The sequence below is a fragment of the Candidatus Thiodictyon syntrophicum genome (assembly GCF_002813775.1).
Taxonomy (GTDB): Bacteria; Pseudomonadota; Gammaproteobacteria; order Chromatiales; family Chromatiaceae; genus Thiodictyon; species Thiodictyon syntrophicum.
The window spans coordinates 6291021-6305848 of sequence record NZ_CP020370.1 but is presented as its reverse complement, the minus strand read 5'-3'; the positions used below and the strand labels follow the sequence as shown (position 1 = coordinate 6305848).

12 protein-coding genes are annotated in these 14828 nt (G+C 66.3%); 8 read left to right on the top strand and 4 right to left on the bottom strand.

Features of this window, described 5'->3' with window-relative positions; translation table 11 throughout:
- Window positions 1-131: 131 nt before the first annotated feature.
- Together THSYN_RS27055 and THSYN_RS27050 are read right to left on the bottom strand one after the other, a co-directional pair.
- Window positions 132-2267: a YgiQ family radical SAM protein gene (locus THSYN_RS27055; RefSeq protein WP_100921872.1), complete on the bottom strand. Its 2136-nt coding sequence runs from the start codon at window positions 2265-2267 to the stop codon at window positions 132-134.
- Between the two features lie 631 nt (window positions 2268-2898).
- A complete protein-coding gene (locus THSYN_RS27050) occupies window positions 2899-3444 on the bottom strand; it encodes a Uma2 family endonuclease (protein ID WP_100921871.1) in 546 nt (181 codons plus the stop codon).
- A 181-nt stretch (window positions 3445-3625) separates the two neighbouring features.
- On the opposite strand from THSYN_RS27050, the gene THSYN_RS27045 reads away from it, so the two are divergent.
- Window positions 3626-4072, top strand: a complete 447-nt coding sequence (locus THSYN_RS27045) for an inorganic diphosphatase (RefSeq protein WP_236848714.1) — start codon at window positions 3626-3628, stop codon at window positions 4070-4072.
- Between the two features lie 72 nt (window positions 4073-4144).
- On the opposite strand, the gene THSYN_RS27040 is transcribed toward THSYN_RS27045, so the two are convergent.
- Entirely contained in the window at window positions 4145-4786 is a 642-nt protein-coding gene (locus THSYN_RS27040) for a hypothetical protein (protein ID WP_100921870.1), read from the bottom strand.
- A 177-nt stretch (window positions 4787-4963) separates the two neighbouring features.
- Here THSYN_RS27040 and THSYN_RS27035 point away from each other — a divergent pair, with 177 nt between their 5' ends.
- The 3 genes from THSYN_RS27035 to THSYN_RS27025 all read left to right on the top strand — a co-directional run bounded on the left by THSYN_RS27035 (window position 4964) and on the right by THSYN_RS27025 (window position 6000).
- Window positions 4964-5230 carry a type II toxin-antitoxin system Phd/YefM family antitoxin gene (locus tag THSYN_RS27035; protein WP_100921869.1) on the top strand — a complete coding sequence of 89 codons (267 nt, stop codon included), beginning with the start codon at window positions 4964-4966 and terminating at the stop codon, window positions 5228-5230.
- Complete coding sequence (locus tag THSYN_RS27030) at window positions 5230-5550, top strand: type II toxin-antitoxin system RelE/ParE family toxin (RefSeq protein ID WP_100921868.1); 321 nt, start codon at window positions 5230-5232, stop codon at window positions 5548-5550. The genes THSYN_RS27035 and THSYN_RS27030 overlap by 1 nt, the downstream gene beginning before the upstream one ends.
- Before the next feature lie 198 nt (window positions 5551-5748).
- Entirely contained in the window at window positions 5749-6000 is a 252-nt protein-coding gene (locus THSYN_RS27025) for a hypothetical protein (protein WP_100921867.1), read from the top strand.
- A gap of 231 nt (window positions 6001-6231) precedes the next feature.
- On the opposite strand, the gene recD2 is transcribed toward THSYN_RS27025, so the two are convergent.
- Entirely contained in the window at window positions 6232-8463 is a 2232-nt protein-coding gene (gene recD2, locus THSYN_RS27020; protein ID WP_100921866.1) for an SF1B family DNA helicase RecD2, read from the bottom strand.
- Between the two features lie 513 nt (window positions 8464-8976).
- Here recD2 and THSYN_RS27015 point away from each other — a divergent pair.
- The 4 genes from THSYN_RS27015 (at window position 8977) to THSYN_RS27000 (ending at window position 14758) form a co-directional block, all read left to right on the top strand.
- Entirely contained in the window at window positions 8977-9219 is a 243-nt protein-coding gene (locus tag THSYN_RS27015) for a type II toxin-antitoxin system Phd/YefM family antitoxin (protein WP_100921865.1), read from the top strand.
- An 82-nt stretch (window positions 9220-9301) separates the two neighbouring features.
- On the top strand, window positions 9302-9955 hold the full coding sequence (locus THSYN_RS27010) for a L,D-transpeptidase (RefSeq protein WP_157817963.1): 654 nt from the start codon (window positions 9302-9304) through the stop codon (window positions 9953-9955).
- Window positions 9956-10006: 51 nt separating this feature from the next.
- Window positions 10007-11086: a glycoside hydrolase family protein gene (locus THSYN_RS27005; protein WP_236848713.1), complete on the top strand. Its 1080-nt coding sequence runs from the start codon at window positions 10007-10009 to the stop codon at window positions 11084-11086.
- 246 nt (window positions 11087-11332) lie between these two features.
- Window positions 11333-14758, top strand: coding sequence for a helicase-related protein (locus THSYN_RS27000; RefSeq protein WP_100921863.1), 3426 nt, complete (start codon window positions 11333-11335; stop codon window positions 14756-14758).
- The last annotated feature ends 70 nt before the right edge of the window (window positions 14759-14828 follow it).

Here is a 14828-nt window from a genome sequence, read left to right as displayed (position 1 = left end):
GCCCTGAAAGGGCGTCACATAGGATCTGCGCCCTTATGTCACGCCCTTTCAGGGCTGGGCCTCGTTATACCTCATACCCAGGGCTGTGAAAATCTTTGTGATCTTTGTGTCTCTGTGAGAGAACTGCTCTTTCAGGATGAAGGTCGTCGGGGTTTGACCGGCCGCACCGGCCGCATGGCGGTAGTGCCGCCGGGGGCCGTGGACGCCCCGGCGCGGCGCCGTCCCTCCGGGCTCAGGCCGGTCCCGGCCGGTTGGAAGGCGGGGATCAGGTGCCGCTTGCCGTTGCCGATCAGGTCGCTGCGGCCCATCGCCCTGAGTGCCGCGCGCAGCAGCGGCCAGTTCTCCGGGTCGTGATAGCGCAGGAAGGCCTTGTGCAGGCGCCGCTGGCGCTGGCCGCGCACCACGCTGACCAGCTCACTGTTGCGGGTGATGCGCTTTAAAGGGTTGCGGCCGGTATGGTACATGGCCGAGGCGATCGCCATCGGGGTCGGCAGGAAGGCCTGGACGGCGTCCGGCCGGAAGCCGTTCCTTTTCAGCCATAGGGCGAGATTGAGCATATCTTCATCGCTCGTCCCCGGATGGGCGGAGATGAAATAGGGAATCAGGTATTGCTCCTTGCCCGCCGCTTTGGAGAATTTGTCGAACAGCGACTTGAAGCGGTCATAGGTGCCGATGCCCGGCTTCATCATCTTCGACAGGGGCCCGGGCTCGGTATGTTCCGGGGCGATCTTGAGATAGCCGCCGACGTGGTGGGTGACCAGTTCCCGGATGTAGTCGGGTGAGCGCACCGCCAGATCATAGCGCAGCCCCGAGGCGATCAGCACCCGCTTGATGCCGGGAACCCGGCGCGCCGCCCGATAGAGCTCGATCAGGGGGCCATGGTCCGTGTTCAGGTTCCCACAGATGGCCGGGTAGACGCAGGAGGGCTTGCGGCAGGCGGACTCGATCGCCCGGTCGCGGCAGGCGAGCCGCCACATATTCGCGGTGGGGCCGCCCAAGTCCGAGACGGTGCCGGTGAAGCCCGGGGTGCGGTCGCGGACCTCCTCGATCTCGCGCAGGATGGAGGCCTGGCTGCGGCTCTGAATGATCCGCCCCTCATGTTCGGTGATGGAGCAGAAGGTGCAGCCGCCGAAGCAGCCGCGCAGGATATTCACCGAGAAGCGGATCATCTCCCAGGCGGGGATGGGCGCGGTGCCGTAGCCCGAATGGGGGCGGCGGCTGTAGGGCAGCTCATAGACCCGGTCCAGTTCCGCGGTGGTCAGCGGGATGGGCGGGGGATTGAGCCAGACCGCCCGGTCGCCGTGGCCCTGAATCAGGGCGCGGGCGTTGCCGGGGTTGGTCTCCTGGTGGAAAACCCGGGAGGCGTGGGCGTAGAGCACCGGGTCGTCGCGCACCTGCTCGTAGGACGGCAGGCGCACGACGGTGCGGCCGCGGTCCAGGTGGCGGGGGCGGTGGTGGAAGCCGATGGGGACGGCTTCGGCTTCGGCCCGGGTGGCGGCGCAGCCCGGCGCCGCCGCGGCGTAGGGGTCGGGATGGGGCTCCACCGGGCCCGGTGGGTCGATCCGGCTGGAATCGATTGCGGTCCAGCCCGCGGGTATCTCGCGCACCATGAAGCCGGTGCCGCGCAGGTCGCGGATGGCGGCGATGGGCTCGCCGCGGGCCAGGCGGTGGGCCGCCTCCACCAGGGCGCGCTCGGCGTTGCCGAAGATCAGGAGATCCGCCTTGGCGTCCACCAGGGCGGCGCGGCGTACCTTCTCCGACCAGTGGTCATAGTGGGCGATGCGCCGCAGGCTGGCCTCGATCCCGCCGATGATGATGGGGACCCCCGGGTAAGCCTCGCGCGCCCGCTGGGCATAGACGGTGACCGAGCGGTCCGGGCGCCGCCCGGCGGCGCCGTCCGGGGTGTAGGCATCGTCGGAGCGCGCCCGCCGGTCCGCGGTGTAGCGGTTGACCATGCTGTCCATGTTGCCGGCGGTGATACCGAAGAAGAGCGTCGGGGCGCCCAGGCGCCGGAAATCGGCCGCCGAGGTCCAGTCCGGCTGGCTGATGATGCCGACCCGAAACCCCTGGGCCTCCAGCAGTCGGCCGATGATCGCCATCCCGAAGGACGGGTGGTCCACATAGGCGTCGCCGGTGACGATGATGCAGTCGCAGGCGTCCCAGCCGAGCAGTTCCATCTGCGCCCGCGACATGGGCAGTTCCGGGGCGGTCCCGAGCTTGTGCGCCCAGTGCCTGCGATGGGAAAAGAGGTCTGGTGCTTGGTCCACGATAGCGGTCGCCTAGGTGCGGGAAAACCCGTCATTGTAGACCCGGGCCAGAGGCTGCAACCCTGCGTGCGCTGCCTGAACATTCGCATTCTTCATCGCGTCTTGCGATTCGTCCGGCGTCCCGCGGACCCTGAGACGCAAAATCGTCCTCATTCTCGGGATGCAATTGATTTAATCCACCCGCGCAATGTTATCTGGCTGTTTTTTATAGCTATTGAAAGTTGGCACGATGCCTGCTCAGCTTCCGGTAAGCAGGAAGAATCAAAGCGACGCGAGCAGCCCCAGGGTCGGACGCACAGCGGCATCGCCAAGCAGCAAACGCACAGCAACGAAGGCCATGACCAGACGCACAGTGAAAAAACCGAAGAGTCGCAAGGACCCGGGTTTCGGACCGGCCGAGCCCGCGACCACCGGGACAGGGATGACTAATGCGAGCAGCACGGGCCCCCGGCAAACAGCTAGGTAATACAATACGCCGAGGACGCACGCATCAGGCCCGCGAGCCGTATCTGCCATCTAACCTTCGGGTTGTGATGGCTTTTCTTTTTGTGCCGGTCCTGAACGCAGCGCCCGCTGCGGTCGCCGTAGGGTCCGCTGTGCGGACCAGCGGCCTCGTATATTGCGCCCCGGCTCAGCCCCCGGGCAGGCCCAGTCCCCCATAGATCTGTTCCAGCGGGATCGCGCAACCGAGGCTGCGTAGTCGCAGGGTGTCGGTGCCGCTCACCGTCTCCAGCGTCCAGTCGAGCGCGCGCCGCCACACCTCGATGCGCCGCGCCTGGTGGGCGATCAGGACCAACTCTTCGAGACCCTCAATGCGGCGGTAGGCCGGGGCCTTCTCCTCCCGGTCCCGCCGTTCGCTGGCCGGGGACATCACCTCCAGGATCAGCTTGGGCGCCTCCAGAAAGTCGGGGTATTCGGCGCCCTCGCCACCACTGACCTGAAGGTCCGGGTAGTAGAATCGCTCGTCGCCCGCGCCCCGGACGTGTACCTTCACGGTGGGGCGGAACAGGCGGTAGGGTGATCCGGTCAGTTGCCCGCGCAGCAGACGGGCCAGACGCACGCACAGTTGATCGTGCAAACGGCTTGCATCCACCATCGGGAGATACTCACCATTCACATACTCGCTCTTGAGATCCGCGACCTTCTCGTTTTCCAGGTATGCGGCGACCGAGATCATAATGACTCACCTGGGAGCGCCGGGCATCGGCCCGGCGCGTGACAAACTGACCATGCTTGATCAGACCGATGTGGGTTCTGCGCCGGAAAGAACCACAGCCCCCGAGCGCGCCGCCGTTGCCCGCGCCCGGTCCTTGGCCGCCCCCGTCGTTGCCCCGTTGGTCGCCCCCGTCGTTGAAGTTGTGATTGAAATCCCCCGCGGCAGCTTCCTAAAACGCGGCTCCGACGGGTCCCTGGATTTCATCTCGCCGCTGCCCTGTCCCTACAACTACGGCTCGGTGCCCGGTCTGCTCGGGCTGGAGGGCGACCTGCTCGATGCCGTGGTTCTGGGTCCGCGCCTGGCCCGCGGGAGCCGGGTGCGGGTCACCGCCCACGGGGCGGTCGGCCTCATGGACCGGGGTCTCTATGATGATAAGCTGATTTGTGCCCGGGAACCGCCGAGCGCCGCACAGTGCGCCCGTGTGGTCCGCTTTTTTTGGGTCTACGGCTGGGCCAAGCGCCTGCTCAACCTCCTGCGCCTGCACCCCGGGGTTACCGCCAGTCGCGGCTGGGGTCCGGCGTCTGCGGCCCTGGCGCGCGCCCGGGTGGTGCCGCCGGGTGAGCGGCAGGGGCCGGTGATCCGGTTTTGAGGCGCGACCCACAAGGAGTCGGGGCGTCCCGCCCCGCCGCGGCCAACGGGGGCGGGACGCCCCCGCTCCTGTTCAGCGCGCCGATGGCCCCCGCGAGACCACCGGCAGGGTTGCCAGGTTGACCGTGCCGTACTGGCTGGTAAAGGTGATGGAGGACCCGCTGCCCTGCTGCTGGGAGAAGCCGCCGATCTGCTGGTCCTGGGTGTCGTAGACCCAGCACTCCCCGCCGGTGTCCACCGCCAGGCGCCGGAGCGCGGCGAAATAGGCGTACTTCACCTGATTCTGGGCGCCGGTGGCACTGGGTGAGCCCAGTTCCGCGGGCCACCAGTGCTGGGCCGGGTCCGGGACGAAGAGGCTCGACTGGCCGGGGTAGCCCCCCGTCGTCTGGTTCTGGTAGCCGGCCCCGCCCTGACTCTGGGACTGGAAGCTGCCGGTCTGTAGCAGCCCCGGCTGACGGGCGAGCAGGCCCGAGATGTCGTTGCACAGTGCGTCCACCCGGCCCTTCAATGCCTGGTTGAACATGTCGCCGAGCATCAGCATCCCGCCCTGCATCCACTGGCCGCCGCCGCCGAACTCCGGGTGGCTGAACTGGGCCATGGAACCGTTGCCGTTGCGCACGGCGAAGAGCATGGTCGTGACCGCATCGATGCTGAAGCCGTGGCGTTGCGCCAGTTCAGCGACCAGGTGCTGGCCGGCGGGGGTGAGTTGTTGCATGGGTCTCTCGCTGCGTGGGGATTCGTATCTGATAAAGCCTACCACGGCGGGCCTTGTTGTTGTTCAGGAAGCATCCGCCGGCGCCGGTTTCGGTCCGCCGCAAGCGGAGCGATGGTCGATTCCGGGCGATGGGTCTAAAATCAGCCTGAATATAATACCAGCAACCAGTCACAGACCATGAAACTTTCCACTAATATCAAACCTATCAGTCACCTGAAGGCTAATACCGCCGCGGTCGTCCGCCAACTCGTGGACGAGCGCGAGCCGCTGGTCATCACCCAAAACGGTGAGGCCAAGGTTGTGATGCAGGATGTTCGCTCCTTCGAGGAGACGCAGGAGACGCTGGCCTTGTTGAAGATCCTCGCGCTCGGTAACCGTCAGATCGAGGAGGGTCGGGTCGAGCGCGCACGCGATGTCTTTGCCCGGTTGCGGAATCTTGGCTGATGTCCCTTGAGGTCTTCGTGACAGAGGATGCGACGCGGGATCTGTATGGCATCTTCGATTACATCGCCGACTACGACAGTCCGGCCAAGGCGCATGATGTCCTGGATCGACTAGAGGCGGTCATCGCAGGGTTGGCCGACCTTCCGGAGCGGGGTGGGCACCCGAAGGAGTTGGTCAAACTGGGTATTCGCGAGTACCGTGAGGTCCACTTCAAACCCTATCGCATCGTTTATCGCGTGCTCGGGGATGGCGTCTATGTCTACCTGGTGGCCGATGGTCGGCGGGAGATGCAGACGTTGTTGACCCGGCGGCTGCTGTGAGGCGCCGCTGCGCGCCGCGCGGCGGTGTCACCCCGCCTCGCGGCCGCGGCGGTGTGCAATACGAGGGCTATACTTTGATCGTGGACTGGCGCGTTCTCGCTGGCCCCCGAGCCCGAACTGATCTTGCCGCGGGGGGCGCAGTTGCAGGTTACGGATCTCGCCGTGGGGTGCGGGGACCGACCAGACAGGAGCACTGTAATGAGCGAACCAGACAACAAGACGACGGTCCCGGTGCGGCGCCAGTTCACCGCGCCGCCTGAAGGCGAAGGCGAAGCCGCTGCCGAGTTGCGCAAATACGCCGAGTGGCGGGCCAACGGGGGCGAGTTGACTCCTGAGCAACAGCGCCGAGCCGCTGACCATCTGGAGCGCACGGCGGTCGAACTGGGTGGTCCGATCCCGGCGCGCTTCAAGCATCTGCAATATGTGAACAAGGCGCGGGGTCAACGATGACCGCGGGCGCAACCCCCTGGATCGAGCGGCGCGAGATCGGGCCTTGTATGCCGGCGTGACGACCGCTCTTTCTGGGAATACGCCCCAAGGCCCGCTGCCCCCAACCGCAGGTCAAGGCTTCAGTCGGCAGCGCCCGCTTGCGGCCGCCGGACTCCTGGTCGGACCCCGGCCGGCTGAAGCCTCGACCTCCGGTTGGTCTTGGCGCGCCATCATTACTGGCCGAATCCTCTGCTACGGCGTCTCGTCCTCCAAGCCGGGTGCGTCGGCCGCCGCCTCGATCAAGCGCTGCCGCAACTTCGTCAACCGCAGGTTGGACCCGACCCGCTTGACCGCCATCGCCAGGGCCCGGGGTTCGGCGATCAGCACCACCAGCCGCCGCCCGCGGGTAACGGCGGTATAGAGCAGATTACGTTCCAACAGCATGTAGTGTTGCATCGCCAGTGGGATCACCACCGCCGGGTATTCGGACCCCTGCGCCTTGTGGATGGAGGTGGCATAGGCGAGCGACAACTCGTCGAGTTCGCCGAACTCATACTCCACCCGCCGCCCGTCGATCTCCACCAGGACCAGACCCTCCTCCTCGTCGATGGCGGCGATGCGCCCGATATCGCCGTTGAAGACCTCCTTGTCATAGTTGTTGATGAGTTGGATGACCTTGTCCCCCGGGGCATAGGTCCAGCCGAAGCGGGTCACCCGGGGCGCGCTACTGGGGTTCAGACGCTGTTGCAGCGTGACATTGAGTGAGCGCGCACCGAGTCCGCCGCGGTTCATGGGGGTCAAGACCTGTACCTCGGCCACCGGGTCCAGGCCGAAGCGCTGCGGGATGCGCTCCAGCACCACCCGCAGCAGCCGGTCCTGGATCTCCTCGGCGCTGTTGCAGGGGATGAGATAAAAGTCGCTGTCCGCCGGCCCCTCGTGCGCGTGTTCCGGCAGCCGCCCGGCGTTGATGCGATGTGCATTGACGATGATCCGCGACGCCGCCGCCTGACGGAAGACCTCGGTCAGGCGGCAGGTGGGGACCACCCCGGAGGCGATCAGGTCGGCGAGCACCGAGCCCGGCCCCACCGAGGGCAATTGGTCCACGTCACCCACCAGCAGCACCGCGGCCGGGGTCGGCACCGCGCGCAGGAGTTGGTTCATCAGGGCCGTATCGACCATGGAGCACTCATCGACCACTAGCAGGTGCGTCTTGAGCTGGGAGTATTGGTCGCGCTTGAAGGCCATCGCCTTGGGGTCGAACTCCAGCACCCGGTGGATGGTGCGTGCCTCCCGCCCGGTGGACTCGGCCAGGCGCTTGGCCGCGCGCCCGGTCGGTGCGCACAGCAGCATCTCCACCCCCTTGGCGGCGAGGATGTCCAGGATAGAGCGCACCACCGTGGTCTTGCCCACCCCGGGGCCGCCGGTGATGACCGTGACCTTGCCCTTGATGGCGGCGGCCACCGCGCTGCGCTGGGAGGGGGACAGGGCGAGCCCGGTGCGCCCCTCGACCCAGGGGATGGCCCGCTCGGGGTCGATGTGGCCCCACACCGGCAGGCGCAACTGCAGCCGCCGCACGCCGGCCGCGATGCCCTGCTCGGCGCGCTGCAAGGCCGTGAGGAAGAGGGCCGGGCGCGTGTCGATCGGTTCCTCGATCAGGTTCCCCTCGCCGACCTCGGCGCGGATCGCCTGCTCGATGACGGGTGCCGGGATGGTGAGGAGCGCGACCGCCTGCTCCGCCAGGGCCTCCCGGTAGGCGGCACAGTGACCGTTGCCGGCGACCTCCTGCAAACAGTGGCGCACCCCCGCCTGGGCCCGGATCAGCGAGTCCGCCGCGATCCCCAGCCGCTGGGCGATGGCGTCGGCGGTCTTGAAGCCGATACCGTGGATATCGAGCGCCAGCCGATAGGGGTTCTCGGTCACCCGGGCGACGGACGCGTCCCCATAGGTCTTGTAGATGCGCACCGCGCGCGCGGTGCCGACCCCGTGGGACTGGAGAAAGACCATGATCTCGCGGATCACCTTCTGTTCGGCCCAGGCGCCGGTGACCCGCGCCTGCCGCTTGGGGCCGATGCCGGGGAGCTTGCGCAGCTCGTCCGGGTTGTCCTCGATCACGTCGAAGACCCGCTCCCCGAAGGCGTGCACCAGCTTGCGGGCGAAGTGCGGGCCGATGCCCTTGACCATCCCGGAGCCCAGATAGCGCTCGATCCCCTCAATGGTGGAGGGCGGGACCGAGCGCAGTTGCAGCGCCTTGAACTGCAGCCCGTGCTGCCGGTCGTTGACCCACTCGCCCTGGCACTCCAGGTACTCGCCCGGGGTCACACTGGCCGCCGAGCCGATCACCGTCACCAGGTCCCGCTGCCCGCGGACCTTGACCCGCAGGACACAGAACCCGCTCTGCTCGCTGTGGAAGGTCACGCGCTCGATGGAGCCCGAGAGGTGCTCGGTGGGCGGGTGGGCCTGGTAGGGAGGGCTGCGTTCGGTCATGCCGGGCGGCTGTTGTCCGCAAATCAACGCAAATTAACGCAAATTAGGGACCTACGCCAGACGCACGAGGGCCCCGGGTGCGCTCGGAACTGATGTGGTGACCAAGATCCCGGGTACGCCGTCCTGGTCGTTGTCGTTGTCGTGATCGGATTGTTCGATTACGACAACGACAACGACAACGACGCCCGGTCCGTGAGAAGGTCCGGGCGCCGTAGGGTCCGCTGTGCGGACCGAGCGCCGCGGCCTTGATCGTGATGCCAGCCACCTCGTGGGTGCCATCCGTCGCGGCCTGGGGGCCGCTCCTACGCCGTAGGAGCGGCCCCCAGGCCGCGACGGGTTGCCGCAAGGGCGTGTGGCCGGAGTCACGATCAAGGCCAGCGCCGCCCACCAAGCGCCACCGCCCGCAGCGCTGATCAAGGTCAATACCCCAACTCCCGGTCCAGTAAACGAGCCTTTCATGGTGGCGGTTAGTCATCTAAACTGACCACTACGGTTTCGACCCCAGAGGGCCCTATGAGCCAATACAACATCGCCGAAGCCAAGGCCCAACTCTCCGAACTCACTCGCCGGGTCCTGGCCGGGGAAGAGGTCATCATCGCCCGGGCCAATACCCCCTTGGTTCGGCTGATCCCGGTGCAGGCCCCCCGGCGTGCCCGGCGGCCTGGCTCAGGGAAAGGCCAATTGCTCTGGATGGCGTCCGACTTCGACGCCATCCCGGACGGGTTTGAGGACTATATCCCTTCGATCGCCTGCTGATCGCCCAGGCAAAGTGCGACGGACTGGCCCTGGTACCAGTCCACCCGCTGTTCGACGATTACGCGATTACGCGGGTGTGGTAATGAAATACATGAATTGGTTCCGCGTCCGTTTGGCCGCAGCCCTGTTGGTGGCGGCCTTGCCGATCACAGAGTGCCTGGCGCAAGACCCCTTCGGGACCCCGACGACCAGCCCACCCGCACCGGTCGCCGCCCCACCCGCGGATGCCGGGATCGCGGGCGCCCCCGGGAGCGCGCCGGCCGATTCCGCGGCGAGTGCGACCGCAACGCCGGACGGCGTCGCCGATCAGGCGGGGGCGGTCGGCCCGGCCCCTGGGGAGTCGTCGGCACCCGGCAAAAAGGAACCGGCCCTTCCCTCAGGCCCGTCGCGTCGGCTCAGCATCCATCTGGGCGCGCAGCGCTTCACCTATACGCAGGGCGGGCAGGTGTTGCGCACCGGCCCGGTGTCCACCGGGAGGCGCGGCTACGGGACCCCGGCGGGCTCATACCGGGTCTTGAGCAAGCAGCGCCATAAGGTCTCCAGCCGCTACGCCGGCTCCGACGGCCGACCGGCGTCCATGCCCTATGCGATCCAGTTCCAGAGCAATTATTTCATCCACCAGGGCCGACTGCCGGGCTACCCCGCCTCCCACGGCTGCGTGCGGTTGCGCGGGTCGGACGCCCGGTTCCTGTTCTCGCGCTTGCGTCCGGGCGATCCGGTCCTCATTACCCACTAAGGCGGGGCGCTTGGGTCTCGCTCGCAAGTGCAAGAGGGGGGAGGTCCGCAATTGAACGCAAATCAGGACGACGTGACCGACGCTGCCGAGCGCCCCGCGGGGCTGCTGTTCGGGCCTGGACCCGCTGGTGCCTGGGACGATGAGCGGGTCTCGGGGCCGCGGGTGCTGCGCGGGCCGGACGGGACCTGGCGGATGTGGTACTACGGGCGCGACACCCGATTCGACCGGGAGATCAACCTGCCGACCGGCCGTTGCGGTCTGGCGCAGTCCGCCGACGGTCTGACCTGGCAGCGGGTGCCGGGGCCGCTGACCGGCGGGGCCGTCTTCGAGGCCCACCCGGACCCGGCGCGCTTCGACTCCGCCCATGTGGGCCTGAGCGACGTGCAGCGGCGCGACGGTCTCTACTGGATGTGGTACTTCGGCGGCGACCATAGTCGCCAGACCTTCGGGCAGTTCGCGGTCAAGGGCCTGAACCTGCGTCCGGGCTGCGCCATCTCACGCGACGGCCGGCACTGGTCGCGCGTCGAGGGACCCTATCGGGGTGCTTTGCTCGATCTCGGCGCGCCCGGTGAGCCCGATGCGGCCCTGTGCGCCTGGCCCCAGGTCCTGGAGTGTCCCGACGGGGTCTGGCGCCTCTGGTACCACAGCCTGGACCCGGTGCGGATGCGCTTCGTCGTCTGCCTGGCCGAGTCGGCGGACGGGCTCAACTGGTCCAAGCGCGGCGAGGTGTTCGGGGCCGGTGCGCCCGGGACCTTCGATGCCGGGGGGGTGGGCACGCGGCACGTCATCCACCACGACGGCCGTTACCTGATGTTCTACGAGGGCGTGGCCGCCGACGGCCACCGCTCGATCGGACTGGCGACCTCGGAAGACGCGCTGCTGTGGGTCAGGCAACCCGGACCCGAGCCCGACGGCTCGGTCTTTGCCCACGCCCCGTGTGGCTCCGGCCGCTGGGACGCCTTCGCGGTCGGCACGCCCTGCGTCGTACCGCTGCCGGACGGCGGCTTTCGCCTCTACTACGTCGGGTCGAATGAGACCGCGGGCGGCTTCGCCGACGAGATGGCCATGCGCCACCGGATCGGGCTCGCCCTGAGCGACGGACCCGATTACACTCGCTGGCATCGTTGGTAGCCCGGTCGAGCCCCCAGAGAGGCCCGCGGTGAGTGGCTACGGATCGGGCGGCTCAACATGGCCAGTCAAGGAATAAACCCAGAAGAAGCAGTTTAGCCGCAAATGAACGCAAATTGACGCAAATAATCAGAGATTTGGCCTTTGCTCCATGTTTACCGTCCGGGTGACGCCCCCGACGATGCGAACCGACAGATTTATTTGCGCTTATTTGCGTTCATTTGCGGCCAAATACTTTTCTTAGGATAAATGGAACCCGCAAACCTCAAGCCCGGCGTCATCATCCGCGGCCCCGTCATCCCCGAGCCGATCCAGGTCGTCGCGGTGATCCCCATGGGGGTCGCGACCCAGGTCCTGGGCAAGGGCCTGGAAACCGGTCAGTTCCACGACCCGATCCTGAGCCGGGAACAGATTGCCCTCCTGACGGCCCCTCCCGCGAAGGCCCCGTTCGATGGCGATGCCAAGCGCTTCCGTCTCGGCATCGAGGCCATGCGCCTGGGGCTCGCCTACGAGTACGACCCCTATTTCAGCCTTTCCATCGCCCGGGTCGATCCGCTCCCGCACCAGTTGGAGGCGGTCTACGACTATTTTCTGCGGGTGCCGCGTATCCGTTTTCTCCTGGCCGATGATCCCGGCGCCGGCAAGACCATCATGGCCGGGCTGCTGATCAAGGAACTGAAGATCCGCGGCCTGATCCGCCGCATCCTGATCGTCGCCCCGGCCAACCTGACCTTTCAGTGGCAACGCGAACTGCGCGACAAGTTCCGCGAGTCGTTCGAGGTCATCCGCGGCGACACCCTGCGCGCCAACTACGGTATGAATCCCTGGCAGGAACGTGACCAAGTCGTGACCTCGGTTTCCTGGGTCTCGCGCATCAAGGATGCCCGTGAGAGTCTGCTGCGCAGCGACTGGGACCTCATCATCGTCGATGAGGCCCACAAGATGGGCGCCTACAGCCGCGACAAGAAGACGCTGGCCTATCAGCTCGGGGAGCATCTCTCCGCAATGACGGATCACTTTCTACTTATGACCGCCACGCCCCATAAGGGCGATCCGGAGAACTTCAGGCTCTTCCTGGAGTTGCTCGACAAGGACGTGTATGGCGACATCACCAGTCTCGAAGAGGCGATGCGGGAACATGAGGCGCCCTTCTATCTGCGGCGGGTCAAGGAGGCGCTCGTGTCTTTCCCTGACCCGGAGACGGGGGAAGTTCACCAACTCTTCACCCGGCGCAAGGTCCAGACCGCACCGTTCAAGCTCAACCCCGAGGAGATGGATTTCTACGATGAGCTGACGCGCTATGTCGAAGATCAGTCCATCAAGGCATCGGAGGACGACAGTGCCCGCGGCCGGGCGCTCGGCTTCACGATGGCCATGCTCCAGCGCCGCTTTGCCTCCAGCGTCTATGCGGTCCGGCGCAGCCTGGAGCGTATGAAGGCGACCCGCGAGCGCATCCTGGCCGATCCGGACGCCTATCGGCAGGAGCAAATCCTCAGGCGTATTCCGGAGGACTTCGAGGATCTGCCCGACGATGAACAGCAGGACCTCATGCTGCGCCTGGAGGAGATCGTACCGAGTATCGACCCCGCCTCGCTGCGCGACGAGATCGCCCGGTTGACCCGACTCATCACTGAGGCGGGTGTACTCGAAGCGCGCGCCATCGAGACCAAGCTCACCAAGCTTCAGGCCGTGATCACCGAGCAAGGGGTCTTCAGCGACCCCAGGATGAAACTGCTCATCTTCACCGAACACAAGGAGACGCTCGATTACCTCGTGGGTAAGCTCGTCGCCTGGGGGCTCACGGTCACGCAAATCCACGGTGGCATGAAGATCGGCGACCGGGACACCCCCGGCACCCGCATCCATGCCGAACGGGCCTTTCGCGAGTCGGCCCAGGTCATGGTGGCGACCGAGGCGGCAGGTGAAGGGATCAATCTCCAGTTCTGCTGGTTCATGATCAACTACGACATCCCATGGAATCCGGTGCGCCTCGAGCAGCGCATGGGCCGTATCCATCGCTACGGCCAGGATAAGGATTGTCTCATCATCAACTTCGTGGCGATCAGCACCCGCGAAGGCCGCGTCATGGCCAAGCTCTTCGAGCGTATCAAGCGCATCGAAGACGACCTGGACCCCAAGCAGACTGGTTGTGTCTTCAACGTCCTGGGCGAGGTGTTTCCGGTCAACTTCCTGGAGCGCATGGTGCGCGAGATGTATGCCCGCAATCAGACCGAGGCCGCCATCAAGGAGCGCATCGTCAAGGAAGTGGACACTGAACGCTTCCGCTCCATCACCCATTCCACCCTGGAGGGACTCGCCAAGCGCGAACTCAATCTCTCGGCCATCATCGGCCGGTCCGCGGCGGCCAAGGAGCGACGCCTGGTGCCCGAGGTGATCGAGGACTTCTTTCTCCAGGCGAGCCCGATCGCCGGTCTGAGCACGAAGGCAGTGAGTACCAAGGGCGTGCGCAAGGACGCCCACATCTATCAGATCGGCAAGGTCCCCCGCGGTCTCTGGGGTGTCGGAGAACGCCAGGAACCCCGCTTTGGTCGGTTGGGCCGGGACTATGGCCAGATCGTCTTCGACAAGTCGTTCCTGGGGCTTGACGCGACCCTGGAATGGGTCACGCCCGGACATCCGCTATTCGAGGTGGTACGCGAGGACCTGGCCGGGAAGACCGGCGAAGACTTACAGCGGGGCGCGGTCTTCTATGACATCCACCGGTCCTCGCCAGCCCGCCTCGATTGCTTCTCCGGCGCCGTCAAAGACGGCCGCGGAAACGTCGTGCATCGCCGCATTTTCGTCGTCGAGTCAGAGGCGGATGGTCGGCTCAACATCCGACAGCCGACCCTGTTTCTCGACCTGGTTGCAGGTGAATCGGGGCATACAATCCCTGACGGCGCGACCTTCGCGGGCGACGCCCAGGTCAAGCAGGCGTTGATCGAGCAGGCCCTGGATCCACTGCTCCATGAGGTCGCCGACGAGCGCCTCAGGGAGACGGACATCGTCCGCCGCCATCTGGAGATCAGTCTCAACGCCTTGATCAACCGCGAAAGCCTGAAGTACGCCGACCTGCATCTGCGTGTCGAGGCGGGCGAGGTCAATCTCCGGCCGGCGCTCAAGCGCAGCGAGGAACGACTCGATGAACTGAATCACCGGCGCGAATCCCGGCTGGCTGATCTGGATCGCGAGCGGCACTGCACCATCGCCGATATCCAGCATCACGGCCGGGCCTGGGTGTTGCCGCATCCGCAGCGCCAATCGCCAGGCATCGCTCCCATGGTGCGGGATGAAGAAATCGAGCGGATCGCAGTCGCGGCGGTGATCGCCCACGAGACTGCACGGGGTTGGGTAGTGGAGAGTGTCGAGCAGGAGAACCGCGGTTTTGACCTGATCTCCCGACGGCCGCATCCGGAAGACCCCGCCACGGCCGTCGAGGTCCGCTTCATCGAGGTGAAGGGACGCGCCGCGGTGGGGGAAATCGCCCTGACGAGCAACGAGTACAAGACCGCCGAACGCCTGAAGCGCGATTACTGGCTCTACGCCGTCTTCACCTGTGCGACGACGCCCAAGGTCCATCTGGTGCAGGACCCGGCGCGCCTGGGTTGGCAACCGGTGGTTCAGATCGAACACTACCATGTCGGCGCGGAGCAGATCCTCGCGGCGTCGAACTGAACACATGGCACGGTCACTGCGAATGAAGACCACTGATGATGAGGCGAAACCTCCTGCGTCTCGTTCCCAC

Excerpts from the sequence above, each read along its gene's own strand:
- THSYN_RS27030 (WP_100921868.1), top strand. The coding sequence starts at position 5,230 with ATGTCCCTTGAGGTCTTCGTGACAGAGGATGCGACGCGGGATCTGTAT.
- THSYN_RS27040 (WP_100921870.1), bottom strand. The coding sequence starts at position 4,786 with ATGCAACAACTCACCCCCGCCGGCCAGCACCTGGTCGCTGAACTGGCG.
- THSYN_RS27015 (WP_100921865.1), top strand. The coding sequence starts at position 8,977 with ATGAGCCAATACAACATCGCCGAAGCCAAGGCCCAACTCTCCGAACTC.
- THSYN_RS27025 (WP_100921867.1), top strand. The coding sequence starts at position 5,749 with ATGAGCGAACCAGACAACAAGACGACGGTCCCGGTGCGGCGCCAGTTC.
- recD2 (WP_100921866.1), bottom strand. The coding sequence starts at position 8,463 with ATGACCGAACGCAGCCCTCCCTACCAGGCCCACCCGCCCACCGAGCAC.
- THSYN_RS27010 (WP_157817963.1), top strand. The coding sequence starts at position 9,302 with ATGAAATACATGAATTGGTTCCGCGTCCGTTTGGCCGCAGCCCTGTTG.
- THSYN_RS27035 (WP_100921869.1), top strand. The coding sequence starts at position 4,964 with ATGAAACTTTCCACTAATATCAAACCTATCAGTCACCTGAAGGCTAAT.
- THSYN_RS27000 (WP_100921863.1), top strand. The coding sequence starts at position 11,333 with ATGGAACCCGCAAACCTCAAGCCCGGCGTCATCATCCGCGGCCCCGTC.
- THSYN_RS27050 (WP_100921871.1), bottom strand. The coding sequence starts at position 3,444 with ATGATCTCGGTCGCCGCATACCTGGAAAACGAGAAGGTCGCGGATCTC.